Source organism: Nocardiopsis changdeensis, assembly GCF_018316655.1.
GTDB lineage: Bacteria > Actinomycetota > Actinomycetes > Streptosporangiales > Streptosporangiaceae > Nocardiopsis > Nocardiopsis changdeensis.
Genome location: NZ_CP074133.1, coordinates 5801969 through 5827853, shown reverse-complemented (window position 1 = coordinate 5827853; position 25885 = coordinate 5801969). Strand labels below are relative to the sequence as shown.

Annotated in this window: 23 protein-coding genes; 14 read left to right on the top strand and 9 right to left on the bottom strand. The window is 74.9% G+C overall.

Annotation, left to right across the window (positions count from 1 at the left end; all coding sequences use genetic code 11):
- Window positions 1-75 precede the first annotated feature (75 nt).
- The 3 genes from KGD84_RS33645 to KGD84_RS26250 all read left to right on the top strand — a co-directional run bounded on the left by KGD84_RS33645 (window position 76) and on the right by KGD84_RS26250 (window position 4645).
- A complete protein-coding gene (locus tag KGD84_RS33645; protein WP_277615493.1) occupies window positions 76-2559 on the top strand; it encodes a CPBP family intramembrane glutamic endopeptidase in 2484 nt (827 codons plus the stop codon).
- A gap of 109 nt (window positions 2560-2668) precedes the next feature.
- The gene (locus KGD84_RS26255; RefSeq protein ID WP_220563030.1) at window positions 2669-3460 is read left to right on the top strand and encodes an alpha/beta hydrolase; all 792 of its coding nucleotides are present in this window, start codon (window positions 2669-2671) and stop codon (window positions 3458-3460) included.
- Window positions 3461-3469: 9 nt separating this feature from the next.
- Complete coding sequence (locus tag KGD84_RS26250) at window positions 3470-4645, top strand: MFS transporter (RefSeq protein ID WP_220563029.1); 1176 nt, start codon at window positions 3470-3472, stop codon at window positions 4643-4645.
- On the opposite strand, the gene KGD84_RS26245 is transcribed toward KGD84_RS26250, so the two are convergent.
- The 3 genes from KGD84_RS26245 to KGD84_RS26235 all read right to left on the bottom strand — a co-directional run bounded on the left by KGD84_RS26245 (window position 4632) and on the right by KGD84_RS26235 (window position 7216).
- Window positions 4632-5606 (bottom strand): VldE C-terminal domain-containing protein, encoded by a 975-nt coding sequence (locus KGD84_RS26245; protein ID WP_220563028.1) that lies wholly within the window; start codon window positions 5604-5606, stop codon window positions 4632-4634. The two genes, KGD84_RS26250 and KGD84_RS26245, sit on opposite strands and share 14 nt — an antisense overlap.
- Window positions 5607-5793: 187 nt before the next feature.
- Window positions 5794-6345, bottom strand: a complete 552-nt coding sequence (gene def / locus KGD84_RS26240; RefSeq protein ID WP_220563027.1) for a peptide deformylase — start codon at window positions 6343-6345, stop codon at window positions 5794-5796.
- Between the two features lie 55 nt (window positions 6346-6400).
- Complete coding sequence (locus tag KGD84_RS26235) at window positions 6401-7216, bottom strand: nucleotidyltransferase domain-containing protein (RefSeq protein WP_220563026.1); 816 nt, start codon at window positions 7214-7216, stop codon at window positions 6401-6403.
- 816 nt (window positions 7217-8032) lie between these two features.
- Here KGD84_RS26235 and KGD84_RS26230 point away from each other — a divergent pair.
- Together KGD84_RS26230 and KGD84_RS26225 are read left to right on the top strand one after the other, a co-directional pair.
- Window positions 8033-8710, top strand: a complete 678-nt coding sequence (locus KGD84_RS26230; protein ID WP_220563025.1) for a sirohydrochlorin chelatase — start codon at window positions 8033-8035, stop codon at window positions 8708-8710.
- 347 nt (window positions 8711-9057) lie between these two features.
- A complete protein-coding gene (locus KGD84_RS26225) occupies window positions 9058-9990 on the top strand; it encodes an aminoglycoside phosphotransferase family protein (RefSeq protein ID WP_220563024.1) in 933 nt (310 codons plus the stop codon).
- 33 nt (window positions 9991-10023) lie between these two features.
- Here KGD84_RS26225 and KGD84_RS26220 read toward each other — a convergent pair whose 3' ends face one another.
- Window positions 10024-10701, bottom strand: coding sequence for a response regulator (locus KGD84_RS26220; protein ID WP_220563023.1), 678 nt, complete (start codon window positions 10699-10701; stop codon window positions 10024-10026).
- On the bottom strand, window positions 10682-13306 hold the full coding sequence (locus KGD84_RS26215) for an ATP-binding protein (RefSeq protein WP_220563022.1): 2625 nt from the start codon (window positions 13304-13306) through the stop codon (window positions 10682-10684). Before KGD84_RS26215 ends, KGD84_RS26220 begins: the two co-directional genes overlap by 20 nt.
- Window positions 13307-13849: 543 nt before the next feature.
- Here KGD84_RS26215 and KGD84_RS26210 point away from each other — a divergent pair.
- Window positions 13850-14476 carry a hypothetical protein gene (locus KGD84_RS26210; RefSeq protein ID WP_255646814.1) on the top strand — a complete coding sequence of 209 codons (627 nt, stop codon included), beginning with the start codon at window positions 13850-13852 and terminating at the stop codon, window positions 14474-14476.
- A gap of 54 nt (window positions 14477-14530) precedes the next feature.
- Here KGD84_RS26210 and KGD84_RS26205 read toward each other — a convergent pair whose 3' ends face one another.
- Complete coding sequence (locus KGD84_RS26205; protein ID WP_220563020.1) at window positions 14531-16147, bottom strand: FAD-binding oxidoreductase; 1617 nt, start codon at window positions 16145-16147, stop codon at window positions 14531-14533.
- 17 nt (window positions 16148-16164) lie between these two features.
- Between KGD84_RS26205 and KGD84_RS26200 the strand changes: the two genes are divergently transcribed.
- From KGD84_RS26200 to KGD84_RS26185, 4 genes are all read left to right on the top strand, one after another.
- The gene (locus KGD84_RS26200; protein WP_220563019.1) at window positions 16165-16752 is read left to right on the top strand and encodes a TetR/AcrR family transcriptional regulator; all 588 of its coding nucleotides are present in this window, start codon (window positions 16165-16167) and stop codon (window positions 16750-16752) included.
- A 47-nt stretch (window positions 16753-16799) separates the two neighbouring features.
- The gene (locus tag KGD84_RS26195) at window positions 16800-18326 is read left to right on the top strand and encodes a glycerol-3-phosphate dehydrogenase/oxidase (protein ID WP_220563018.1); all 1527 of its coding nucleotides are present in this window, start codon (window positions 16800-16802) and stop codon (window positions 18324-18326) included.
- A gap of 245 nt (window positions 18327-18571) precedes the next feature.
- Window positions 18572-19105: an ATP-binding protein gene (locus KGD84_RS26190; RefSeq protein ID WP_220563017.1), complete on the top strand. Its 534-nt coding sequence runs from the start codon at window positions 18572-18574 to the stop codon at window positions 19103-19105.
- A gap of 221 nt (window positions 19106-19326) precedes the next feature.
- Window positions 19327-20220 (top strand): bile acid:sodium symporter family protein, encoded by an 894-nt coding sequence (locus tag KGD84_RS26185; RefSeq protein WP_220563016.1) that lies wholly within the window; start codon window positions 19327-19329, stop codon window positions 20218-20220.
- A 39-nt stretch (window positions 20221-20259) separates the two neighbouring features.
- Here the strand turns inward: KGD84_RS26185 and KGD84_RS26180 are convergent, their stop codons facing one another.
- Window positions 20260-20799 (bottom strand): DinB family protein, encoded by a 540-nt coding sequence (locus KGD84_RS26180; protein WP_220563015.1) that lies wholly within the window; start codon window positions 20797-20799, stop codon window positions 20260-20262.
- Between the two features lie 135 nt (window positions 20800-20934).
- On the opposite strand from KGD84_RS26180, the gene KGD84_RS26175 reads away from it, so the two are divergent.
- The 3 genes from KGD84_RS26175 (at window position 20935) to KGD84_RS26165 (ending at window position 23411) form a co-directional block, all read left to right on the top strand.
- Window positions 20935-22140, top strand: coding sequence for a sensor histidine kinase (locus tag KGD84_RS26175; protein WP_220563014.1), 1206 nt, complete (start codon window positions 20935-20937; stop codon window positions 22138-22140).
- Entirely contained in the window at window positions 22128-22778 is a 651-nt protein-coding gene (locus KGD84_RS26170; RefSeq protein ID WP_220563013.1) for a LuxR C-terminal-related transcriptional regulator, read from the top strand. Before KGD84_RS26175 ends, KGD84_RS26170 begins: the two co-directional genes overlap by 13 nt.
- 132 nt (window positions 22779-22910) lie before the next feature.
- Window positions 22911-23411 (top strand): hypothetical protein, encoded by a 501-nt coding sequence (locus KGD84_RS26165; RefSeq protein WP_220563012.1) that lies wholly within the window; start codon window positions 22911-22913, stop codon window positions 23409-23411.
- Window positions 23412-23457: 46 nt separating this feature from the next.
- On the opposite strand, the gene KGD84_RS26160 is transcribed toward KGD84_RS26165, so the two are convergent.
- Together KGD84_RS26160 and KGD84_RS26155 are read right to left on the bottom strand one after the other, a co-directional pair.
- Complete coding sequence (locus KGD84_RS26160; protein ID WP_220563011.1) at window positions 23458-23982, bottom strand: LURP-one-related/scramblase family protein; 525 nt, start codon at window positions 23980-23982, stop codon at window positions 23458-23460.
- Between the two features lie 80 nt (window positions 23983-24062).
- Entirely contained in the window at window positions 24063-24518 is a 456-nt protein-coding gene (locus tag KGD84_RS26155) for a MarR family winged helix-turn-helix transcriptional regulator (protein WP_220565323.1), read from the bottom strand.
- A 137-nt stretch (window positions 24519-24655) separates the two neighbouring features.
- On the opposite strand from KGD84_RS26155, the gene KGD84_RS26150 reads away from it, so the two are divergent.
- Window positions 24656-25858, top strand: a complete 1203-nt coding sequence (locus tag KGD84_RS26150; RefSeq protein WP_220563010.1) for an MFS transporter — start codon at window positions 24656-24658, stop codon at window positions 25856-25858.
- Window positions 25859-25885: the final 27 nt, after the last annotated feature.

The window sequence follows — 25885 nt, the reverse complement described above, 5'->3', positions numbered from 1 at the left end:
CTGGCCGGGATAACCACAAGGGGACGATGACCGGGATGTGCTCTATGACTCGTTTCGGACCCCTACTATTGCCCCGTGCCATGGTCCGAGACACTTCCTCAGTTCAGCCTCGCGGGGACCCTGCTGACGGTCCTGCTGCTCTTCTTCGCGGCGTTCGGCGAGCCCTATCTCGGCAGGCGGGCCTTCGCCTGGCTGTCGCGCCGCCGTGACACGGACGCGAACGCGCTGGTCAGGGTGCACGCCGTGACCATGGGCGTGCACGCGCTGTGGGGCGTGCTGGTGGTGGCCGTGCTGTTCACCTCCCCGGGGCTGGCCGCGGCCGACCTCGGGTTCCGGCTGCCCCACGCGCTGGGGCCGGTGGTGGGCGGAGCCCTGGGCGGACTGCTCGCCCTGGGCGCCCTGTGGGTTCTGGTCAACGGCCTGCCGTCGTGGCTGCGCGGCCGGCTGCCCCAGGGCGGGGCGAAGGGGCGCAAGCGCGGCGGCCGCCGCGCGGCCGCGGACCGGCCGGCGTCCCTGCCCGAACCCGAGCGGGACCGGTGGCTGCTGATCCCCTACACGCGCAACGAGCGCCTGGCCGCGGTCGGCGCCGCGGTGACCGGCGGCCTGTGCGCGGAGCTGCTCTACCGGGGGCTGTTCATCGTCCTGCTGGCGAGCATGGGCGTGCCCCTGTGGTTCGGCGCGGTGCTGTCGGTGCTGCTCTTCGCGGTGGCCTACCTGTACCAGGGCTGGTGGGGGCTGGTCAGCGCGGGGGCGTCGGGGACCCTCTTCGTGGTGCTGTACCTGGGCACGGGCAGCCTCTGGGTGCCGGTCCTGGTCCACGTGGCGCTGAACCTGCGCTCCCTGGCCTTCCCCCCGGCCGCGCTCCGCGAGGAGTCGTACGCCTACGACGACTACGAGGACGAGGACGGGGGAGGGGAGGACGACTCCGCCCCCGCGACCCCTCCGCACGGGACCCCGGCCCTCGAAGCCCCCCTCGCCCCGCCGCCCCCGGGCACCGGCCCCCACCCGCCTGCCCCCGCCTGGGGTGCGCCCGTCGAGGCCTCGCCGTCGTCCGGCGGGACGGAGTTCCGGCCGAACGCCCCCGGAACCCCGGCGTTGGGCCCCGGCACCGGTGCGCACAGTGGCCCGCAGCCGGGTGCCCCCGCCTGGGATGCCCCCACCGGCGGCTCGCCGTCGTTCGGCGGTCCGGGCACCGGTCCCCGCCCTGCGGCTCCGGAGTGGGGTGCGCCTGCCGAGGCTTCGCCGTCGTTCGGTGGCCCGCAGCCGGGCGCTCCTGCCTGGGGCACGCCTGCCGAGGGTTCGCCCGCCCTTGGTGGGACGCAGTTCCAGTCGGGTGTTCCTGGGGTTCCTGTGCCGGGTTCGGGTGCCGGTGCGCCCAGTGGCCCGCAGCCGGGTGTCCCCGCATGGGACGCCCCCACGGGGGGCTCGCCGTCATTCGGTGGTCCGCAGTCCCAGCCGGGCGCTCCTGTCGCTGATGTCTCGACGCCGGACACCGGTCCCCGCCCGCCTGCTCCCACCTGGGGCACGCCCGCTGGGGGTTCGCCGTCTCTTGGTGGGACGGAGTTTCAGACAGGTGCTCCTGGGACTCCTGTGTCGGGCCCCGGCGCTGGTGCGCACAGTGGCCCGCAGCCGGGCGCCCCCGCCTGGGATGCCCCCACCGGCGGCGCGCCGTCGTTCGGCGGTCCGGGCACCGGTCCCCGCCCTGCGGCTCCGGAGTGGGGTGCGCCTGCTGAGGCTTCGCCGTCGTTCGGTGGCCCGCAGCCGGGTGCCCCCGCCTGGGACGCCCCCACCGGCGGCGCGCCGTCGCCGGACGGCCCCCGCCCCGCTGCTCCGGCATGGGGCACCCCTGCGGAGGGTTCGCCCTCCTTCGGTGGTCCGCAGCCGGGTGCCCCCGCGTGGGGCACGCCCGCTGGGGGTTCGCCCGCCCTCGGTGGGGCGGAGTTCCAGACGGGTGCTCCTGGGGCTCCTGTGTCAGGCCCGGGTGCCGGTGCGCATAGTGGTCCGCAGCCGGGTGCCCCGGCCTGGGACGCGCCCACCGGCGGCGCGCCGTCGTTCGGCGGTCCGCAGCCGGGTGCTCCTGCGTGGGACGCCTCCACCGGGGGCTTCTCGTCGCCGGACGGTCCGCAGTTCCGTCCTACCGCCCCCGGGGCGGGTGCCCCGATAGCGGGCACCGGTCCTCACCCCGCGGCTCCGGCGTGGGGTACTCCTGCCGAGGGTTCGCCGTCTCTCGGTGGGGCGGAGTTCCAGTCGGGTGCTCCTGGGGCTCCTGTGTCGGGCCCGGGTGCCGGTGCGCACAGTGGCCCGCAGCAGGGTGCCCCCGCATGGGACGCGCCCACCGGGGGCGCGCCGTCGTTCGGCGGGACGGAGTTCCGTCCTGGGGTCCATGGTGCGCCGGGGGGACCGCCCCCGTACGCTCCCGGGCCGGGCGCGCCCGCGTGGGGCGGCGACGCCCTCGGCGGGTACGACGGCGACTTCCTCGGCGGCGACCCCGCCGACGGGGACGGGGACCGCCCGCTCTACCCCGACGAGCGCATCGACCGGCGCTTCGGCGACCACTGACCGCGCCGCCCGGCGCGTCCGTTCCGGACGGGCGTTCCGGGCCCGGGCGTCGTGTCCGACACACCCGGCACGGGTTTTCCGAACGGGACGGATCGGGCACGATGGGAGTGTGTCCGACGCCATCGACCACCCGCAGCCGACCTCCCACCGCTACTGGCTCACCACCGCCGACGGTGTCGGCATCGACTCCGTGCTGCTGCGCGGCGCCCCCGGCCGCACCGCCGCCGTCGTGCTCGCCAACGGCTTCACCGGCAGCTACCGCAGCCCCCACACCCGGGCGATCGCCGAATCGCTCGGCTCCATCGCGGACGTCATGACCTTCGACTTCCGCGGCCACCACGGCTCCGGGGGGCACAGCACCGTCGGCAACGCCGAGATCCACGACCTGGAGGCCGTCGTCTCCCACCTGCGGGGGCTGGGCTACACCTCCATCGCCACGGTCGGCTTCTCCATGGGCGCCGCCGTCGTGGTGCGCCACGCCGCGGTCTACAAGGGCGTCGTCGCCGCCGTCTCCATCAGCGCTCCGAGCCGCTGGTACTACCGCGGCACCCGCAGGATGCGGCTGATCCACCTGGGCGTCGGCCGCACCGCGGGCCGCTTCTTCCTGCGCAGCTTCCGCAAGGTCCGCGTCGACGACCGCGGCTGGCAGACCCGGCCCGCCGAACCCCGCGAGATCGCCGGGGACATCGCCCCCACCCCGCTGCTGGTCGTGCACGGCGAGGCCGACACCTACTTCCCCACCTCCCACGCCACCGCCATCTACGAGGCCGCCGCCGAGCCCAAGGAGCTGTGGCTCGTCCCCGGCATGGGCCACGCCGAGCCCGCCGTGTCCCCGGAACTGGCGCTCCGGCTGCGCTCCTGGCTGCGGGAGCACCTCCCCGAGACGGAGTACATGGGCTAGAAAGGGAGGATGATCCCCTCATCTCCCGTCGGCGCGGCCCCGGGCCTCAGAGGCCGCGGCTTCGCCCTGCTCATCGCCGCCACCGCCATCGGACTGTGCGGCTTCGCCGCCGTCCTGCCCCTGGTGCCGCTGTGGGCGGTCCGGGGCGGGGCGGGGGAGTTCGGCGCCGGGAGCACCACGGCGGCGTTCATGCTCACCACCGTCCTCACCCAGCTGGCCATGCCCCGGATGCTCGACCGCGGCGGCTACCGCTGGGCCTTCCCCGTCGGCTCGCTCATCATGGGCCTGCCCGCCCCGCTGTTCGCCCTCAGCACCGACCTGGCCCCCCTCATCGCGATCTCCGCGGTCCGCGGGGTGGGCTTCGGTATGGCCAGCGTCGCCGGGACGGCGCTGGCCGCCCGGCTGGTCCCGCCCGAGCAGATGGGCCGGGCCACCGGCTACTACGGGCTGGCGGTGGGCCTGCCGCAGGTCCTCATCCTGCCGGGCGGCGTCGCCCTGGCGCTCGACCTGGGCTTCGACACCGCTTTCTGGCTCACCGGCCTGTGCTCCCTGATCGGGGCCGCCCTGTCGGCGGGCATCTGGTTCGCCGACGGCGGCCGCAACCGCCCGCTGCTGAGCGCCGCGCCGCGCTCGGCGGCGGCCGCCGGCCGCGGCGCCTCCCTGGTCGCTCCGCTGGTGCTCATGCTGCTGACCGCCTCGTCGGCCGGGGCCGTCGTCACCTTCGTCGCGGTGCCCCTGGCCGGCACCCCCTGGCTCGTGGGCGCGACCCTGGCCGCCTACGCGGCGATGGTGGTGGTCGGCCGGTGGAGCGCCGGGGCCTCCTACGACCGCTACGGCCGCACCCTGCTGCTGCTCCCCGGGATGGCGGCCGCCGTCTGCGGCACCGCCCTGATCGCGGTGGGCCTGTGGGGCCAGGCCGGCTGGGTCCTGGCCGGGGCCGCCCTGTTCGGCCTGGGGTTCGGCGCGGTCCAGAACGAGACCGTCACCCTCATGCTGAACCGCGCCGGCCCGACCGGTCAGGGACGGGCCAGCGCGGTGTGGAACATCGGCTACGACGCGGGGGCGGGGGCCGGGGCGATGGCCCTGGGCCTGTTCATCCAGACGCTGGGCTACGGCCCCGCCTTCGCGGTGCTGGCCGTGGCGCTGGCGGCCGTCCTGCCCCTGGCACGGGTCAGTAGGCGGTGATGTGCACGTGGTCGTAGTGGTTCTGGGTGATGCTGCCCCGGTCGTTCATGAACCGCCACGAGCGGTTGCCCGAGTGCCAGATCTGCTGCTCCCAGATCACGTACTCCACGCCGAGCCGGTCGGCGTTGTTGATCGCGTAGTCGGCGATCCGCTGCCCCCAGGCCTGGTTGTCCGCCGAGGGGTGGGTGCCGTAGCTGACCATGAAGTCGCAGGCCCGGCCCTCGCCGTGGTCGTCGGCGCTGCCGCGCCAGCAGCCCACCGGCAGCGGGACGCCGACGTTGCGGATGATCTCGTCGCGGATCGCGGCCATACGGGGGGTGGTCTGCTCCCACCCGCTGCCGACGGCGCTCTGCGGGATGTCGCCGGTGCCGCCGCCCGCGGGCGGGTCGGGCACCTGTGACTCCTCGTACTCCTCGATCTTCTCCGCGACCTCCTCCTTGTTCTCCTCCAGCTCCTCGATGAGCTCCTCGGCGTCCTCGAGCTCGGTCTCGAGCTCGTCGCGGACCTCCTGGGCCTCGTCGCGGGTCTCGATCAGGCCGGAGATCTGCTCGGCCTGGTTCTCGCCGAGGTAGGTGAGGGTGGCGGCGTCCCCGTACACGTCCTGGGGGTCGCTGGAGAAGATCACGGAGAGCGCGGGGTCGAAGCCGTTGCTGCTCGTCTTGTACTGGGTGGAGACGATGGCCGAGACCCCCGACCGGGAGCCCTCGAGCCGCTCCTCGATTTCCTGGAGGTCCTCCTCGGCCTTCTCGACGCGCTCCTTGATCTCGGTGAACTGCAGCAGTTCGCCCTGGTAGGTCTCTTCGAGCTCTTCGGCTCGCCGCTCCAGCTCCTCGATGTCCACCTCGTCGTCGTCGGGCTCCGCGAGGGCCGTTCCGGGCAGGGCGACGGCGAGGGCGGCGACGGCGGCCGCCAGCGACAGCGCGGCGCGCCTACCGCGCCGTGAACGGGGCGTGGGTGTCATGTCTGCTCCGAGAGAGGTCAGGGGGCATCCGGGCGGGGGGCACCGTGGCGGAGGATGCTCAGCCGACCCTATGAGATCGTGGCGTTACATGCCTAGTGCGTTGACTCACGGGACTGTGGGGGAGTGTGCGGGGATGCGTCCGAAGATACCCGTACCGGAGGACCGGAGTGACCCCTTCGCCCCGGGTTCAGCCGATTCCGCCGAAGGCACTGGGCAGCGGGCCCGCGGGCCGGGGCTCCTCCTGCGGCATGAACCAGTCCGAGCGCCGGATGTCGCGCAGCGCCTGCTTGCGCAGCTCGGGGGTGAGCCGCTCGATGTACAGCACCCCGTCCAGGTGCTGGGTCTCGTGCTGGAGGGCGCGCGCCATGAGGCCCTCCCCGGACACGGTGACCGGCTCGTTGCGCAGGTCCACGCCGGTGACGACCGCGCGCATGGCCCGCCGGGTGGGGTACCAGAGCCGGGGGATGGACAGGCAGCCCTCCTCGCCGTCCTGGGTCTCCTCGGAGAGCTCGGTCAGCTCGGGGTTGATGACGTAGCCGATGCGCCCCTCGACGTTGTAGCTGAACACCCGCAGGCCCACCCCGATCTGGGTGGCGGCCACCCCGGCGCGGCCGGGGGCGTCGACGGTGTCCAGCAGGTCCTTGACCAGGGCTTCGGTGTGCCGGTCGAACTTGGTGACGGGCGTGGTCGGGGTGACGAGGACGGGATCGCCGAAGCGGACGATGGGGCGCAGGGTCATGCCCACAGGGTAGTCGCTGCGCCACGCGGGCGTTCCGGCCGCCCGTGGCGGTGCTTCAGGCGGCGGCCAGGCCGGGGCGCAGGGCGTCGTCCAGGACCATCTCGATGTAGTCCAGGGCGGCCCGGCGTCGGGCCAGGGCGCTCTCGTACAGGGAGGGCGCGCCGCTGCCCCGGCGGACGCGCAGGCACTCGTTGACGATGCGCTGCCATCTCTCGGGGAAGGCGTGCAGGGCGTAGGCGCCGGCGCTGGACTTGGAGGTGATCTCGCCGGTCTTGAGGGTGAAGTGCAGGCGGCTGACGCTGAGCACGCTCCAGGAGGGGGCCAGGGACCCCAGGACGGCGAGGCCGCGCGGGGTGACCAGGCGTCCGGCCTTCTCCCGCCACCGGCGCCACTGCTCGTCGAGGGAGCCCAGCGACCAGGTGCGCAGGCTCTCGCGCTCGTCCCACACGTCGAGTTCGAGCGGGTGGGGGCCGCGCAGGGTGACGCCGTGGCAGGCCAGGATGTGCCAGGTGACCGGGTTGACGTCGGCGGCGGCCCGGTCGCGGAACCGGCCTCCGATGACGGAGGGGACGGAGCCGCACCGCGCGGGGTCGTGGGTGAGGTCGTCCCAGGTCACGTGGATGCCGTTGAACTGGGGGCGGGGGATGTCGGCGCGGGTGCGCGCGTGTGCCTGGCGGAGCAGGTCGCTCTCACGCGCGCCGGGGCGCCGGGAGGTGACGACGACGAAGTCGACGTCGCTGGTGTGCGGGCGGAAGTCGCCCAGGGCCACCGAACCGGTCAGGTAGAGGCCCTCCACCAGGCCGGGGGAGACCCGGTCGGCGTGTTCGAGGAAGGTCTGCGCGAGTGTCCGTACCCGAGGGTGGACGGCCATGCTCACTCCAGTCTGGACGATGCGGTGCTCCGGCGGAGCACGGGACCCGGAGTCGGGGGAACCTCCGGGGCCGATGTGCCGGGCGGGGCCGTTGTGGCTCCCGGGCCTGCGGTGACATCAGTGCTCCGCTTCTCAAGTGTGGGTCCCCTTTCGGGGCGATGGCAAGTGATGGCGCCGCACTCGCACCCTGCCCCCACGGGGTGAGTGGTGCGCGGTCCAGGGTGGAAGAGGGGTCCGCGCACCCTTGACGTACCGGCGAGAGGCGTGCTATAGGATGCGCGGGCAGAGGCCCCTCCGGCCGCTTTTCGGGCGCCGACCCGCGAATCGGTACCGGGTGTCATTCAGGGTGTTATGTCGGGAGATGTGGTGCGCACATTCTGCGGCACGTGCATCGGCACGAGGCGAATGCATGGGAATTGCTTTGCCGCGAATTTCTCCAGAGAACTTCCCGGTAAATTCCGGCGTCCCCCCGGGCGGTCCGTCCGGGGCGGTGCCCCCCGTGCTCCGCCGGTCGGCCTCACCCCGCGGCGCGGGCTTTCGGGAAGTCCTGCCAGGTAGGCGATGGAGTGTACGCGGTGCGCCGGGAGTCGCCGGGGCGACGGGGCTCCGGATGAGGTGTAGACCACTGTCCCGAGAAGTGGACACGCCCGAATTTTTCGGCGATTGTTATGGTTCACCAAGAGATGCTCTGGTGATAACCATCACAGCCATTGTCCGCTGTTTTCCTGTGCGTAACACGGGGCCACCCCCATGAAACCGTGCCCCTTTAGCCTCGCAGAACAGCAGCGATCCGGAAAGACGACGAAGGAGCCGCGCATGGTCCCCACGATGGTCCTCGTAGCCGACGACTCGCGTGACGCCCAACGACGTGAGGCCCTGTGCGGACTGGCCGAGGCGGTGGCCGGCCGGGGGGAGGCGCCCGTCGCGGCCGCCTTCGGCAGCCCCGACGAGGTGGCCGCCGCACTCCGCTCCGTCCGCGGGCCCAAGGTGGTCGTGCCGGCGTTCGTCGCCGGAGGCGACGTCGCCAGCGCCCACCTGCTCTCCCGCCTCGGCCTCGGCGGGATGCCCGACGCCTGCCGCACCCCGCCCCTGGGCGCGGTGCCCTCGATCGTGGCCGACCTGGCCGCCCGCCTCTCCGACTCCGGGTGGGGGAGGGGGGACGGTGTCGTCCTGGCCGCCGACGGCACGACCGGCACCGAGGAGCGCCAGGTCGTGATGGACGTGGCCCGCATGCTCAGCCGCCGGCTGGGCTCCCCGGTGCAGGTCGGCTACCTGCGCACCTGGGCGCCGTCGGTGTTCGACGCGGTCGACCGGCTGCGCCGCGACGGCCACGAGAACGTGGCGGTCGCCGCCTGGAGGCTCGTCGACGGACCCGACTTCGACCTGCTGCGGGGGCTGGACGTCACCGCCATCACCACGCCGCTGTGGCCGTCCGAACTGGTCGTGGACACCCTGCTGGCCCAGCACCGGGCCGCGAAGGGGCGGCTCGTGTGAGATGTCCGGAACGACCGCGCGGACCTCACCCGAGGTGACATGATGACCCCCGAGGGCGACGGCACCGGCGGAACGGGAGAACGCCCCGGCGAGGGGACGGCCGCGGCCCGTTACCCCTCCGACCGGTCTGGGTATGGGCCTCTAGGGCGGGAACTCCCCGCACCCGCGGCACGGCCCGGACCGCGCCCACGGAGCGCGCGACCGCCCGTAACGCGTCCCCTCCCCGACCCCGCGGCCGGGACGCGGGGCGCGTACGACCCGGTGAACGGCCCGGAGCCCCGGACACGCCCGCGCGTCGGAGGCTCGACCCCGGCAGACAGCGACGTGAGCGGACCGAAGGTGGATGTATGAACGACGTCACTACGCAGTTCGTCGACGACCGGCAGCGCCGTCGTCTGGAACGGCGCTTCGGCGTGCACGTGGGCGAATGGCTGGCCGGACTGCCCGCCGTCGTCGACGAGCTCGCCGCCGAGTGGCGGCTCACCGTCGAGGGCGCGGCGCCCCACGGCCGCACCTCCGTGGTCCTGCACGTCCTGGGCGCCGACGGGCGCAGGGGTGTGGTCAAGCTCTCCCCGGACAGCGGCCTGGCGGTCGCCGAGGCCGGGCTGCTGCGCCTGTGGGAGCCGACCGGGAGGGTGCCGCAGGTCTGGGGGCTGGACCCGCGCCACGGCGCGGTGTTCATGGAGCGCGTGGAGGGCGACACCGTCGCCGCCCGGGGAGAGGTCCCGGAGATGGAGACGGTCGGGGCGCTCATCGCCGACCTGCACGCGGCCGAGGTGTCCCGCGAACGGCGCCAGGAGCTGCCGCCGCTCACCTCCCGGGTGCAGTTCGTCTTCGACCTGTGGGAGCGCGAACGCTGCGAGGGCCCGGCCGGCGAGGTCGTCCCGGCGTCGGTCATGCACCGCGCCCGCGCCCTGGCCCGCGACCTCGCCAACGGCCGCGAGGGGGGCGTCCCCCTGCACGGCGACCTCCACCCCGGCAACGTCATCGACGGGGGAGAGCGCGGCCTGGTCGCGCTGGACCCGCGCGGCTGCCTGGGCGACGGCGCCGTCGACGCGGTGGACTGGGCGATGTGGAAGGCCGGCGACAGCGGGGAGGTGGAGCGCCGGGTGTCCGTCCTGTCCCGCGTGATGGACGTCGACGCCGAGCGCATGATGCTCTGGGTGCGCGCCTTCGCCCCCTGCCTGGCCGTCTCCAAGATCAACCGGGGGCACCTCGGCGCCGACGAGTTCGACCTGCTCATGGGGCTGGCCGCGGGGGACCCCGCCCCCGCCCGCTGACCGGGGCCGGGGCGGGCCCCGGCCGGCCCGGGGTCAGGTCGTGTTCTCGAACCGGTACCCCCGGCCCGCCTCCGTGATGAGGTACCGGGGCCGGCCCGGGTCGGGCTCCAGCTTGCGCCGCAGCTGCGCCATGTACACCCGCAGGTAGTTCGTCTCGCTCTGGTAGGCGGGCCCCCACACGTCGTGCAGCAGGCGGCGCTGGCTCACCAGCTGCCCGGCGTTGCGGGCCAGGATCTCCAGGATGTGCCACTCGGTGGGGGTGAGCCGCACCTCCTCGCCGCCGCGCACCACCCGCTTGGCGCCCAGGTCCACGATGAAGGAGTCGGTGCGCACCACCGGGGCCTCCTCCGCGCGCACCGACCGCCGCTCGGCCGCCCGCATCCGGGCCAGCAGCTCGTCCATCCCGAACGGCTTGGTCACGTAGTCGTCGGCGCCCGAGTCCAGGCAGCGCACCTTCTCCCCGGCCGAGTGCCGCGCCGACAGCACGATGATCGGGACCTGCGACCAGCCGCGCAGCCGTCGGATGACCTCCAGCCCCTCCATGTCGGGCAGCCCCAGGTCGAGCAGGACCACGTCGGGGTTGTGGTCGGCGGCCAGCCGCAGCGCGGCGGCCCCGTCGGCGGCGGTGTCCACGTCGTGCCCGCGCGCCCGCAGGTTGATCGTCATGGCCCGGATGATCTGGATGTCGTCGTCAACGACCAGGACCCGCATCGGCCCCCCTCGTGCTCTCGTCGTCCGTGCCGCCGGTACCGGTCGCGGCCCCGTCCCCGTCCGGGTCCACCGCTCTCAGGGTGAACACCATCGTCAGCCCGCCGCCGGGGGTGTCCTCGGGGGTGAGGGTGCCGTGCATCGCCTCAACGAAACCACGGGCCACCGCCAGTCCCAGCCCCACCCCCGTGCCCTGCGGCGCGTCGCCCAGGCGCTGGAACGCCTCGAACATCCGCTGCTTGCCCTCGTCCGACACCCCGGGGCCGCGGTCCACCACCCGCAGCTGCACCTCGTCGCCGTGGGTGCTGGCCGCCACCAGGACCGGGGTGCGCGGGTCGGGGTTGTGGCGCACCGCGTTGGAGACCACGTTGGCGACCGCCCGCTCCAGCAGCCCGGCGTCGGCCACCACCCGGGGCAGGCAGTCGGGGACGTCCACGGTGACGGCGTCGTGCGGCAGCCCCAGCAGCGTGATCGGGACGACCTCCTCCAGGCCCACCGGGCCCAGCTTGGGGCGCACGCTGTCGGTGTGCACCCGGCTCATGTCGAGCAGGTTGTCGATGAGCCGGTTGAGCCGGTCGGTGGACTCCTCCACGGTCTCCAGCAGCGCCTCCCGGTCCTCCTCGGTCAGCGTGATGTCGGTGGCGCGCAGGCTCGACAGGCTCGCCTTGATCGAGGTCAGCGGAGTGCGCAGGTCGTGGGAGACCGCCGCCAGCAGGGCGGTGCGTATCCGGTTGCCCGCCGCCTGGCGCCGGGCCTCGGCCGCGTCCCACTCCAGCCGCTGGTGCTCCAGGGCGATCCCGATGTGCGCCGCGAACGCCCGCAGCACCCCCCGGTCGGCCGCCGGCAGCACCCGGCCGCGCAGCGCCAGCGCCAGGGTGTCGGAGATCGACACCAGCACGTCCGCCTCCTCGGGGGAGTCGGCCGCCGGGGTCCCGACCCTGTGCACCGGCCGCCACCGTTCGCCGTCCAGAGGGCCGCCCTCGTCGTCGCCGCCCTCCCCGGCGGAGGCGTCGACCCGTTCCAGCAGGGTCGCCGACCGCTGCCCGAAGGTCTCCCGGATGCGCCGCAGCAGCGCGTGCAGGGGCTCGTTGCCGGACAGGACGCTGCCGGCCAGCAGCGTCACCGCGTCGGCCTCGGCCCGGGCCCGCGCCGCCTGCGCCGACCGGCGGGCCGCCATCTCCACCACGATCGCCACCAGGGTGCCGACCAGGGTGAAAGCCACCAGCGCCAGCATGTTGTCCACCGACACCGAGGGGCGCCCGTGCAGCGGCGACAGCAGCGCGGTGAGCAGGATGGCGCTCCACAGCGCCGAGACCAGCGCCGGGCGCAGGCCGCCGACGGCCGCCGTGGACACGGTGATCAGGAGCAGCAGCATCGCGTCGGAGGCCGGGCCGCTGTCGGTGAACGGCGGCAGCGCCAGCACCAGGGACATCAGGGTGGGCGCCAGCAGGGCCAGCGACCAGCCCGCCAGCCTGCGGTGCTCGCCCAGCCCCCGCCCCGGCGGCGGCAGCGGCCAGCGCCCGCTGCCCACCTCCTCGTGCGTGACGATGTGCACGTCGATGTCGCCGGACTCGCGGGCGACGATCGCGCCCACGCCCGGCCCGAACATGTACTGCCAGGCGCGCCGCCGCGACGAGCCCAGCACGATCTGGGTGGCGTGCACCCCCCGGGCGAACTCCAGCAGCCCTGTGGGCACGTCGTTGGCGACCACCTGGTGGTAGGTGCCGCCCAGCTCCGCGAGCAGCCGCCGCTGCCGCAGCAGGTCGTCGCCGGGCGCCCGGGAGATCCCCTGCGGGGGGACCACGTGCACGGCCAGCAGGTGGCTGGGCTGGGGGTGGCCGCCCCGGGAGCGGGCCGCCACCCGGGCGGCGCGGCGGATCAGGGTCTCGCCCTCGGGCCCGCCGGTCAGCGCGACGACGACCCGCTCGCGCGCCTCCCAGGTGCGGCGGATCTCGTGCTCGCCCCGGTAGCGGGCCAGCCCCGCCTCCACCTGGTCGGCGGTCCACAGCAGCGCCAGCTCGCGCAGCGCGGCCAGGTTGCCCTCGCGGTAGTAGTCGGCCAGCGCGGCGTCCACCCGCTCGGCCGGGTGGATGTCGCCGTGCGCCATCCGGCGGCGCAGCTCCTGGGGGGTGACGTCGACCAGTTCGACCTCGGCGGCCCGGCGCACCACGTGGTCGGGGACGGTGCGGTCGGGACGGACGCCGGTGATCTGGTGGACGACGTCGTTGAGCGACTCCAGGTGGTGGATGCCCACGGTGGACAGCACGTCGATGCCCGCCTCCAGCAGCTCCTCGACGTCCTGCCAGCGGGTCGGGTTGGGGGAGCCGGGCGGGTTGGGCCCGGCCAGGTCGTCCACCACCGCCAGCCGGGGCGCCCGGGAGATCACCGCCGCGGTGTCGACCGACCCCGAGGGGTGGAGCGGGACCGACTCCAGCCGGGAGAGCAGCTCCGCCGTGCGCTCCCGCCGGTGCGTGTCGACCGCCGTGACCACCACGTGGACGCCGTCGGCGGCCCGGCGGCAGGCCTCGGCCAGCGCGCCGTGCGTGGTGCCGACCCCGGGCGCCGAGCCCAGATAGATACGGAGTTTTCCTCGTCCCACGGCATCCATTGTCGTGCCGCGGGAACGCTCCGTGGCCGGTATCGGTCGGAAAACCGGGCCCTGTGGGGCGGGGGAGGCGCACGATCCGTGAAAACCTGTGACAGCGCTTCGTGCACCGCGCGGAACGCCGTGTCATGGGCGCGCCCCCGCGCCCGGGACCGCCCGGACCCGCCGCCCCGGCGGGATGCGTTCCCGACGGGGGCGGGTATCCCCCTGGGAGGCGGCCCCCGCCGCCCCGCCAACGACGAGACCCCCGGTGAGGAGGTGCGGCGCCGGTCCGCCCGGAACGGCGCCGTGGAACCGATGACGTATCCCCCCGACGACCGCTCCTTCCCCGGTCCGCCCGGCGGTCCGGCCTTCCCGGGCCCGCTCGGGGTCCCCGGTGTACCCGGCCACGGCCCGCCGCCCGGTGCCGGCGGCGGCCTCCCGCCCGGCCTCCCGCCCGGAGGACCGCCCCCGGGCCCACCTGGCGGACCGCCGCTCGGACCGCCCCCGGGTCCGCCCGGCGGACCGCCCCCCGGACCGCCGCCGCGCCGCTCCCGCAAGGGATTGGTGATCGCCGCCGGCGCCGTCGCGGCGGTGCTGGTGGCCGGACTCCTGGGCTTCGCGGTGTGGGAGTCGGCGGGCGGCCGCCCCTACGCCGAGCTGGCCTCCTGCCGCGACGTGCTGCCCGCGCAGGTGGTCGACACCGTCCCCGGCGCCGACGGCGCCCGGGCCGAGGGCGAGTTCGTCACCATGGACGAGCAGGAGTGGTACTCCGACGACGCCGAGCTGGAGGAGGCCGGCTACATCGGCCAGCTGAGCTGTTACGTCTCCGACGACGGCGAGGAGTGGGGGCTGGTCGTCAACGCCGCCCTGTTCGACCACGAGCGCTCCCGGGAGTACTTCGAGGACACCGTCCAGGAGATGGAGGACCGGATCGGCGACCTGGACCGCGGCCGCGACGACGAGGACGTCCTGGAGTGGGCGCGCACCCCGGCGGGCGACGGCGGGCTCGTGACCCTCCACGACTACGACGGCGACCGGTCGGCGGTCGCCGCCTTCCAGGACGTCAACGTGCAGGTGTACGTCCACTACACCGTCCCCGGGGACGTCGACGACGCCGAGGCGATGGAGTTCCTGGAGGACTTCTCCGGGCAGCTCCGCCGCCAGCTCTCGCGCACCTCGGAGAGGGCGTGACGGAACGCCGCCGGGGCGCGGGCGTGCGGGCGGTCCCCGCGCACCCGCGCCCGGTCAGTCCCGCGCGTCCGGGATGAGCTTGCCCGGGTTGAGCACGCCCTCCGGGTCCAGCGCCGCCTTGACCGCCCGCAGCACCTCCGCGCCCAGCGGGCCGATCTCCGCGGCCATCCACGGCCGGTGGTCGGTGCCCACCGCGTGGTGGTGGGTGATGGTCCCCCCGTTCGCGACGATCGCGTCGGAGGCGGCGCGCTTGGCTCCCTCCCAGCGCGCCAGGGGGTCCCCGCCCGCCGCCGTCGCCACCGTGAAGTACAGGGACGCCCCGGTCGGGTAGGTGTGCGACACGTGGCACATCACCACGACCCCGCCCTCGTCCCCCTCCAGCGCCGCGGTCAGGGCACCGGTGACGGCGGAGTACAGCGGCAGCAGGTCGGTCCAGCTCGCCGCCGTCTCCAGGGTCTCGGCGAGCACGCCCGCCGACAGCAGGGTGTCGCGCAGGTAGGGGGAGGAGAAGCGGTTCTCCCGCCAGTGCGCCACCGGACCCGCGCCCAGCGGGGTGCCGCCCGCCCGTGCCAGCACCTCGCGCACCGCCGCGGAGCGGGCGGCCACCTCGGCTGCGGTGCCCTCGAACCCGAGCACGGCCTGGCAGCCCGGCCGCGTCTCGTGCCCGCCCAGGGCGGCGCCCACGAACGTCTCGGACTCGTCCAGGATCCGCGCCATGGTGGGCCGGGTGTCGGACTGGGCCAGGGCGCGCAGGGCGTCCACCCCCGTGGCGAAGTCGGGGAACGACCACGCCTCGTCCAGGACCGTTTCGGGCAGGGGACGCACCCGTACACCGACCTCCGTGATCACGCCCAGCGTGCCCTCCGAGCCGAGCAGCAGCCGGCGCAGGTCGGGCCCGGCCGCCGACGCCGGGGCGCCGCCCGCCTCCAGGGTCCCGCGCGGGGTCGCCGCGCGCAGCGACACCACCATGTCCTCGAACCGGCCGTACCCGGAGGACGCCTGGCCGCTGGAGCGGGTGGCGGCGTACCCGCCGATGGTCGCGTACTCGTGGCTCTGCGGCAGGTGGCCGAGCATCAGCCCGTGCCGGGCCAGCAGCTCCTCGGCCGCCGGTCCGCGCACGCCCGCCTCCAGGACGGCGGTCATCGAGGTGGCGTCCAGGGAGACCAGCCGGTCCAGGCGGCGCAGGTCCAGGGCGACGACGGAGCCGAAGCGGCCGCGCAGCGGGGTCAGCCCGCCGACGACGCTGGTGCCGCCGCCGAAGGGCACCACGGCGATCCGCTCGGCGGAGCAGACCTCCAGCAGCCTCTGCACCTCGTCGTGGCCGGCGGGGTAGAGCACGGCGTCGGGCGCGGGGTCGGCCGCCCCCGACCGGCGCAGCAGCAGGTCGGGGGTGCTCTTGCCGCCCGCGTGGCGCAGCCGGGCCGCGTCGTCGGTGCGGACGTGCTCCCCGCCCACGACCGCGGCCAGCGCGGCGCGGGCCCGTTCGGTGAGGGCGGAGGGCGCCAGCTCCACCGCCTCCTCGGGGACGGGGGGACGCTCGTCGAGCCGGGCGCGCAGCACCTGGGCGATGAGGTCGCGCAGTCCGGGGTCCAGCTCCCGGGCCCTGGCGGGGTCCCCCCAGGCGAACCAGCTCATCTCGGGGGCGGTGCGGGGTGTGGTGTCGTCAGCCATGCTCTACAGTTTTACACATGGCGTCAAAACGTAACGTTGAAGACAGCATTCTCGACGCGGCCCGTGCCTGTGTCGTGGACTTCGGGGTGCGCCGCACCACGCTGACCGACGTCGCCCGCCGCGCCGGGGTCAGCCGGCCGACCGTCTACCGTCGCTGGCCCGACGTCACCGCGCTGGTGGCGGACCTGCTCACCCGGGAGCTGCGGCGGATCCTCCTGGAGGAGGAGATGGCCGCCGAGCACGACCTCGCCGAGGAGAGCGTCCGGGTCCGGCTGGTGCTGCACGCGGCCGGGGTGGCCCGGGCGATGCTGCGCCACCCGCTGTTCACCCGCATCGTCGACACCGAGCCCGAGCTCATGACCACCTACACGTTTCAGCGCCTGGGCACGAGCCACCGGGCCGCCCTGGAGATCCTCGAACCCGTGATCGCCCAGGGGCAGGCCGAGGGGTCGGTCCGCGCCGGGGACCCGGCGGTGCTGGCCCGCCTGGTCATGGTCACCGCGCAGAACACCGTGACCTCGCGCCACCTGTTCGCCGACCTCCTCGACGAGGAGGCGCTCGTCGACGAGCTGGCCACCCTCGTCGACGGCTACCTGGCGCCCTGACCCCCCGCGCACGCCGTTCCACATCCCCCGGAAAGGACCGCTCTCCCATGAGCAGCAGCACCTCCCTGAACGCCGCCCGCCGGTCCGCCGACCTCGCCGCCCTGGAGGCCGGGGCGGGGATCGACGTCCTCGTCGTCGGCGGCGGGGTGACCGGCGCGGGCGCCGCCCTGGACGCCGCCTCCCGGGGGCTGTCCACCGTGCTCGTCGAACGCCGGGACCTGGCCTTCGGCACCAGCCGGTGGAGCTCCAAGCTGGTCCACGGCGGCCTGCGCTACCTCGCCAAGGGGCGGGTCGGCATCGCCTACGAGAGCGCCCGCGAACGCGACCTCCTCATGCGGACCACCGCCCCCCACCTGGTGCGCCCGCTGCCCATGGTCGTCCCCGTCCACCGGGACCTGGGCGGGCTGCCCGGCGGGCTGCTGGCCCGGGCCGGGATGGGCATGGGCGACGTGCTGCGCCGCCTGGCCGGGACCCCCGCGTCGGTGCTGCCCCGCCCCCGCCTGCTGGACGCCGCCCGCACCCGCAGGCTCCTGCCCGGGGTGGAGGCCGAGGGATTGCTCGGCGGAGTCCTGACCTTCGACGGCCAGCTCGTCGACGACGCCCGCCTGGTGCTGGCCCTGGCCCGCACCGCCGCCGGGCTGGGCGCGCGGATCATCACGCGCTGCTCGGCCGAGACCGTCACGGCCGACGGCGCGGTACTGCGCGACGAGGAGACCGGCCGCCCGCTGCCGGTGCGCCCGCGCGCCGTCATCAACGCCACCGGGGTCCACGCCGACCTGCTCGACCCGGGCATCCGGCTCAGCCCCAGCCGGGGCAGCCACCTGGTGCTGGACGGCGCCGTCCTGGGGCACCCCAGGGTGGCGCTCACCGTCCCGGTGGAGGGGGCCCCGGGCCGGTTCGTCTTCGCCCTGCCCCAGCCCGACGGGCGGATCTTCCTGGGCCTGACCGACGAGGCCGTCGACGGTCCCGCCCCGCACGTGCCCGAGGTCCCCGAGGAGGACGTGGACTTCCTGCTGCGCCAGGCCAACCGTGCGCTGCGGACGCCGATCCGCCGGTCGGACGTCCTGGGGGCGTTCGCCGGGCTGCGCCCGCTGCTGCACGGCGACGCCGACAGCGCCGACCTGTCCCGCGAGCACTCGGTGACGGTCGCCCCCAACGGCGCGGTCACGGTGGTCGGCGGCAAGCTCACCACCTACCGGGCGATGGCGCAGGAGGCCGTGGACGCCGCGGTGTCCCGGCACCGGCTGCCCGCCGGCCCCTGCCGGACCCGGGCCCTGCCGCTGGTCGGCGCCGCCCCCCGGGAGGAGCTGGACGCCGTGGATGCGCCGCGCCGCCTGGTCGCCCGCTACGGGACCGAGGCGCCCGCGGTGCTGGCCGAGGCCGGGGGCGACCCCGCCCTGCTGGAGCCGGTCGCCGCCGGGATCACCGGGGCCGAACTGCGGTTCGGGGTGCGCCACGAGGGCGCGCTGGACGCGGACGACCTGCTGGAGCGGCGCACCCGGATCGCGCTGGTCGACGCCGACCGCGCGGCCGCGCGGCCGACGGCCGAGGAGGCGCTGGCGGCCGGGGTCTGAGGCCGGGGGAGCGGCCGGTCCGGCGGCGAGGGCGCCGGGCCGGCCGTGGCACCCTCCCGCGGGGCGGCGCGGGAGGGCGGCAGAGGAACGCGCCACACCGGCATCCCCTGTCCCACAGGGGCCGGATCGCGTATGGTCATACCGGTCCCGCGCCGCCCGTCCCCCGCGGTGCCGCCGGACGCTCCCGCAGCCGCCCCCTCTCACGGTTCGCCTGCCCACTGAGCCGCCCGCCCAAGGAGTCAGCCATGCCCTCACTCGTTTCCGTGCCCGCCCTGGCCGAGGCCGAGGACACCGTCCTGGCGGGGGTCCCGGACGAGTACCGGCACTACTTCAACGGCCGTCCGGTGCCCTTCGTCAAACGGCACTGGGAGTTCCCCGGCCGCGCCGCGAACATCCCGCTGGCGCGCGCCTTCCTGGACACCTGCGCGGCCGCCCGCGACAGCGACTTCCGCTACCTGTTCGCGCTCCTGGGCACGGAGCTGGCGACCAACGCGATCAAGCACAGCAGGTCGGGGGAGGAGGGCCAGACCTTCGTGCTGCGGGTGACGCGGACCCCCACCGGGCTGACCCTGGTCTGCCGCGACAACGGCACCCCGCACGACGGGCCGCTGGCCCCGGTGGCCCCCACCGCCGACCGGCTCACCGCCGAGAACGGCCGCGGCCTGGCACTGGTCGACAGCTTCGCCACCACCTGGGGCGACAACGGCCATCCCAGCATCCGCAAGGTCTGGTTCCACCTCGCCTACGACATGACCGGCAGCTCCTGGCCCGCCGCCTGACCCCGCCCGCGCACCCGGCCCCGGCCCCGACCGGGGTCTTGTCATGTCCGAGGGCGGCGTGGGAGCATACCGGCCAGTAGGTCGGATGTGACGCATCTCACCGGAAGGCGCGAATCCGGGTGTCCGTCCGGTGCTGCTCCGCACCGTCACCGAACGCGGTCCGCGACCCCCCGTCCACCGAGCCGCACCCCCGGCGGCCCGACCACGAGGAGCCGGCCCCCTTGGACTCCACCATCGCCACGATCGCGCTCCCCGCCGCGCTCGCCATCATCATGCTGGGCCTGGGACTGAGCCTGACCGTCCCCGACTTCACCCGGCTGGCCCGCGTCCCCGGCACCGTCGCCCTCATCCTGGGCTGCCAGATCGTCCTGCTGCCGCTGGTCTGCTTCGGCCTCGTGCTGCTCTTCAGCCCGCCGCCCGCCCTCGCGGTCGGCATGATGCTGCTGGCCGCCTCGCCCGGCGGCACCACCGCGAGCCTGTTCAGCCACCTGTTCCGCGGCAACGTCGCGCTCAACATCTCGCTGACCGCGCTCAACTCCCTCACCGCGCTGTTCACGCTGCCCCTCATCACCAACCTGTCGCTGGCCTACTTCATGAGCGGCGGCGACACCCTGGGCCTCCAGTTCGACAAGATCCTCCAGGTCTTCGCGATCATCCTCGTCCCCGTCGGCATCGGCATGCTCGTCCGTGCCAAGGCGGAGCCGGTCGCGCGGAGCCTGGAGAAGCCGGTCAAGATCGCCTCGGTGTTCGTGCTGCTGGGCGTCGTGGCGGTGGCCATCTACCAGGAGCGGGAGAACATCGCCGACTACATCGTCGCGGTGGGCCTGCTGGTGCTGCTGTTCAACATCGCCAGCCTCACCATCGGATACTGGGCCCCGCGCCTGGTCGGCACCGGCCGCCCCGAGTCCATCGCCTCCTGCATGGAGATCGGCCTGCACAACACCACGCTGTCCCTGGCCATCGCGCTCAGCCCGGCGCTGCTCGACAGCAGCGAGATCGCCGTCCCCTCAGCGGTCTACGGCGTGCTGATGTTCTTCACCGCCGCCGCCACCGGGGCCCTGCTCGCCCGGCGCGCCGCCCGCGAGGACGCCGCGGCGGAACAGGCGTCCGCCTGACCCGGACCGGGGGCGGCCCGGCCGCCCCCGGAAGGACCCTCAGTACCCGGTCGAGCCGTCGATGCGCTCGCGCAGCAGGTCGGCGTGCCCGTTGTGGCGGGCGTACTCCGCGATCAGCTTGACCAGGCCCACCCGCAGCTGGGTGGGGCCGCCCCGGTCGGCGTCGGCCCCCAGCGCGTCCAGCGGGGAGCCCGCCGTGATCCGCCGGGCGTGCGCGACCTCCTCCCGCCACCGGGCCAGCGCCTGTGCCGGGTCGCCCGCCAGGTCGTCGAAGTCCTGGTCGGGGTCGTCGTCGGAGTAGTACAGCAGCGGCAGGTCCTCGCCCGCGAAGCGGATCCGGAACCACCACCGCTCCACCCCCGCCAGATGGCGGAGCAGCCCGTGCAGGGACAGTGTGGAGGGCGGGACCGCCCGCAGCGACAGCTGCTCGGCGGTGAGCCCCGCGCACTTGGCCTCGAAGGTGGCGCGGTGCCAGTCCAGGTGGGCGGTGAGCACCTCCCTCTCGTCGCCGGCCGAGGGCAGGGGAGGGCGGTCGGCGGACATGGGCTGTGACAGGTTCTCCGGCGGGATGTGCTCCATGCCGCCAGCATCCCGCGGGACGGGGACACTCCGGCCCGCCGACGGCCGTTTCCGGGTGCACGCTGTAGTGTCCGGTGCGCTCCGCATGCCCCAGACTGTCGGGTGAACGACGGTGCGGGCGAAGGAGGACGGCGGATGGGCGCGACGTGGGCGGCGGTCGGGAGGGCGGCCGGATACCTGGTCGTGACACTGGGTGCGGCCCTGGTGTCACTGGTCATGCTGCCGCTGACCGCGGTCGCGGCGCTGACCGCCCCGATCGGGCGGCTGGGCCTGCTGCCCCTGTGGGTGCGGACGGTGGACGGGTGGGCCCGGTGGCACCGGACGCGCGCCGCCCTGCTGCTGGGCGCCCCCGTGCCGGAGGCGCCCGCACCGGAGACGCGCCCGCGCAGGCTCCTGCGGGCCCCCTCCACCCTGAGACTGGGCCGCTGGCTGCCGGTCGCCCCCCTGCTCGGGCTGCCCTTCGGCCTGCTGGGCCTGACCGCCGTACTGATGCCGCCCGCCTCGCTGCAGTTCCCGTTCTGGTGGGCCCTGCCCGGCGAGACGACGTTCCTGTGGCTGACGGTGAACGACCCGGTCACGGCCGCGTGCGCCACCGCGGGGCAGCTCGTCGGCGGGCTCGTCCTGCTGCGCTGGGCCCTGGTCCCCGCCGCCCGGGTCCACGCCCGGCTCACCCTGGCCCGGCTGACCCCGTCCCGCGCCGAGCTGCTCGCCGCTCGGGTCGACGAGCTGAGCCGCACCCGCGCCGACGTGGTCGACTCCCACGGGGCCGAGCTGCGCCGCATCGAGCGCGACCTGCACGACGGCACCCAGGCCCGCCTGGTGGCCATCGCCATGCAGCTGGGCGTGGCCAAGGAGGCGCTGGCCGGGCACCCCGAGGCCGTCGCGATCATCGAACGGGCCCACGAGGGCACCGAGGAGGCGATGACCGAGCTGCGCGAGCTGATCCGCGGCATCCACCCGCCGGTGCTGGCCGACCGCGGCCTGGTCGGGGCCCTGGACTCCCTGGCCGGGCGCACCTCCGTCCCGGTGCGCCTGGACACCGCCGACCCGGGACGCCTGCCGGCGGCCGTGGAGACCGCCGCCTACTTCGTGGTCACCGAGGCGGTGACCAACGCCGTCCGCCACGGCTCGCCGACCGCGGTCGACGTCTCCCTGTCCCGGGAGGGGGACGTGCTGCGCCTGCGGGTGGCCGACGACGGCCCCGGCGGGGTGGACGAGGAGCGCGGGACGGGCGTGCGGGGCATCCGCCACCGGGTGGCGGCCCTGGACGGGACCGTGCGGGTGTCGAGCCCGGCGGGCGGCCCGACGGTGGTCCGTGTGGAGCTGCCGTGCGGATCGTGATCGCCGAGGACAACGTGCTGCTGTCGGCCGGGCTGGAGGCCCTGCTGACCGCCAAGGGCTTCGAGGTGGCCGAGGTGGCGGGCGACGCCGGGGCCCTGACGGCCGCCGTGGACCGGCACCGGCCCGGGCTGGCCCTGGTGGACGTGCGCCTGCCGCCGGACTTCCGCGACGAGGGGCTGCGGGCGGCGATCGCCCTGCGGGAGCGCCACCGGGACCTGGCGGTGCTCGTGCTGTCGCAGTACGTGGAGCGCCGGTACGCGGGCGAACTGCTGGCCGACGGCCGCGGCGGGGTGGGGTACCTGCTCAAGGACCGGGTGGGCCGGGTCGGGGAGTTCGTGGACGCCCTGCACCGGGTGGCGGGCGGCGGCACCGTGATGGACCCGGAGGTGGTGGCCCAGCTGCTGGTCCGCCGCGACGGCGATCCGCTGGGGTCGCTCACCCGGCGCGAGCGCGAGGTGCTGGCGCTGATGGCCGAGGGCGCGGACAACCGGGAGATCGCCGAGCGGCTCGTGGTCGGGGACAACGCCGTGCACAAGCACATCGGCAATATCTTCGCCAAGCTCGGGCTGGCCCCCGCCGACCCCGGGCACCGGCGGGTCCGCGCCGTGCTCGCCTACCTCGACGGAGGGCGGCGGTGACCGCTTCCGGACTCCGTTGACCGGCTCCGGCCCGCGAGGGCGAAAGGAGGGGGAAGGCGGGGTATCTTCGGTCCTTTCAGTGGGAATCAGGACTGCATCCGAGTCGTCCCACGCGCCGGAAGGAGGGGTCGAGTGCCCTCCCGGAACCGCATACCCCTGACGCGCACCGTCGCCGGCGTCTACGTGCGCAGCATCCGATACACCTGCGGGGGCGGCCACTTCGCCGCGGCCTGGGCGGAGGCCGAGCCGCTGCCCGCCGGGGCCCCCGACGGCTTCGTGTTCGACGCCGCGGTGCCGCCGCGCGGCCCGCGCGGCGAGCGGATGCCCCCGGAGCTGGCCCGCGCCTTCGCCGAGGGCGCGCGGCAGGCCTGGACGCCCCTGGCCGCCGAGGAGGCCGAGGAGTACGGCCCCGACGAGGGACCGCCCCCGCTGGCCGCCCTGGTCCGGCTGGTCGACGCCCGCTGGCACGCGGAGGACTCCACCCCGAGGGCCTTCCGGGTGGCCGGCGCCATGGCCGCGCGCGAGATCTCCCGCTGCGCCGTGGAGGGCGGCCTCCCGCGCCCGGTGCTGCGCAGCCGCCGGGAGCCCTACCTCCCCTGGGAGCGCGGCCTGGTCGTGCCCGTCGGGGACTGACCGCCGGGCACACCGGGGGCGGGGGTGTGCGCCGGGGGCCGGGGCGTCACTCGGCCGGGGCGTCCTGCCCGTCGTCGTCCTCGTCGGCGGTGAGGGCGTCCACCGCCACCGCGACGCTGAGCGCCATCACCGGGTCGCCGCCGAGGTCGGAGCGGTGGGTGTTGACGTCCACCGCGTAGGTGTCGCGGATGCGCAGCAGCTTGCGGGAGATGTGCGCGATGGTGCCGTGCTCGTCGGAGACCACGTACTCCTTGCCCAGGAAGTCGCCGGTCACCTCCCACTCCGGGCCGCCCTCGATCTCCACCACGAGCTTCTCCTTGAGCGGGTCGAAGAGGCGCTCGCGCACGGTGGCCACGGTCTCGCCGTCGCGCTCGATGCGCATCTGGTCGCGCACCTTGAAGAGCTTGCGGCGGATGGTGGTGAGGACGTTGCCGTCGGTGTCCTCCAGGTGGAACGTGGTGCGGATGCGCAGGGCCTTGCCGTCGATGTGGTAGGCCTTCTCGCCGTCCTCCGTGGTCACCCAGAAGTCGTCGCCGATGTCGAAGAAACGTTCGCGTACCAGGAATTTCATGCCCCCAACCTAGAGGGCCGCGACGCGGCGCACCAGGGGCGGGGGCGGCCCTGTGGACGGCGGTCCCGGCGGGCCGCGGGTCAGCGGGCCGGGCGGGGCTCCAGCTCGCGCAGCGCGGCCACCAGGGGGGCCAGCTCGGGGGTGGCCCCGGCCTCGGCGAGCGCCTCGCGCAGCACCCGGTCGTGGGTGGGCCGGGCGTGCTCCAGCAGTCGCTTCCCGGCCGGGGTGAGCTCGGTGTAGATGCCCCGGCGGTCGTCCGCGCACAGCACGCGCGTGAGCAGCCCGCGGTCCTCCAGCCGGGTGACCAGCCGGGTGGTGGCGCTGTTGGAGAGGGCGGCGGCGCGGGCCAGCTGGCGCATCCGCATGTGCCAGCCGTCCTGCCGGTCGAGGGCGTCCAGGACGGTGTACTCGACCACGGAGAGCCCGTGCTCCCCCTGGAGGGCGCGCTCCAGGGCGTTCTCGATGAGGGAGTGCACGGCGGCGAGGGTCCGCCAGCCGTGGGCCCGGATCTCGACGGCGTCGTCGGCGATGCCCATGTGCAGCCTCCCGGTGTCAGAGGCCACAGGATACCAGCTTGCGCAGGTAGAGAGCGCGTGCAACTATTTTCGTTGCGCCTGCAACTAGTGCATGCGCAACGTTCCTTGTCTCCGAGTACCTCCGGGGAGCACTCCTCATGCCGCTCGCGCTCTACGCCCTCGCCCTCGGGGGCTTCGGCATCGGCCTCACCGAATTCGTCATCATGGGCCTGCTGCCCGAGGTCGGCGCCGACTTCGGCGTCACCCCCGCGGTCGCCGGGTACCTCATCTCCGGCTACGCCCTGGCCGTCGCGGTCGGCGGCGTCGGCCTGACGGCGCTGCTCCACCGGGTCGACCGCAAACGCGCCCTGCTGCTGCTCATGGTCCTGTTCATCGCGGGCAACGCCGTCTCCGCCCTGGCCGCCGACTACGGCGTCATGATGCTCGGCCGCGTCATCGCCGCCCTGTGCCACGGCGCGTTCTTCGGCATCGGCGCGGTGCTCGCCTCCCGCATCGTCCCGCCCGGCCGCGGGGCCGCCGCGATCTCGGTCATGTTCGCCGGGCTGACCACCGCGAACGTCCTGGGCGTCCCCTTCGGCACCTTCCTCGGCCAGGCCGCCGGGTGGCGCGCCACCTTCTGGGCCATCACCGCCATCGGCGTCGTCGCCTTCGTCGGCATCCTCGCCCTGGTGCCCGCCGTGCGCGAGGAGTCCGGCCCCGGCGGGCTGCGCTCGGAGTTCTCCGCCTTCCGCAGCCTCCAGGTGTGGCTGTCCCTCGCGGTCACCGTGCTCGGCTTCGGCGGCATGTTCGGCGGCTTCACCTACATCGCGTTCACGCTCACCGAGGTCAGCGGGTTCTCCTCCGGGGCGGTGCCCTGGCTGCTCGTGCTGTTCGGCGCCGGGCTGTTCGCCGGCAACCTGCTGGGCGGCCGGGCCGCCGACCGCGACCCGGGCCGCACCCTGGTCGGGCTGCTCGCCGCACTCACCGCGGTCCTCGCCGTGTTCGCGCTGGTCGCGCACGTCCCCTGGGCGGCCGTGGCCGCGCTGCTGCTCATGGGAGCCCTCGGGTTCGCCACCGTCCCCGGGCTCCAGTCGCGCGTCATGGGGTTCGCCTCGGCCGCGCCCACGCTCGCCTCGGGCGCCAACATCGCCGCGTTCAACGTCGGCAACGCGCTGGGCGCGTGGGCCGGAGGCCTGGGCCTGGCCGCCGGGTTCGGGTACACCTCCCCGCTGTGGACCGGAGCGCTCATCACCCTGGCCGGCCTCGCCGCCATGGTCGCCGCCACCCGGCTGCCCGGCGGAGAACACGCCCGCCCGTCGGCGGAGTCGGACACCGAACGTCACCGCGAGGGGGCACGATAGGACTGCACCCCGAACGGAAGGGCCCAC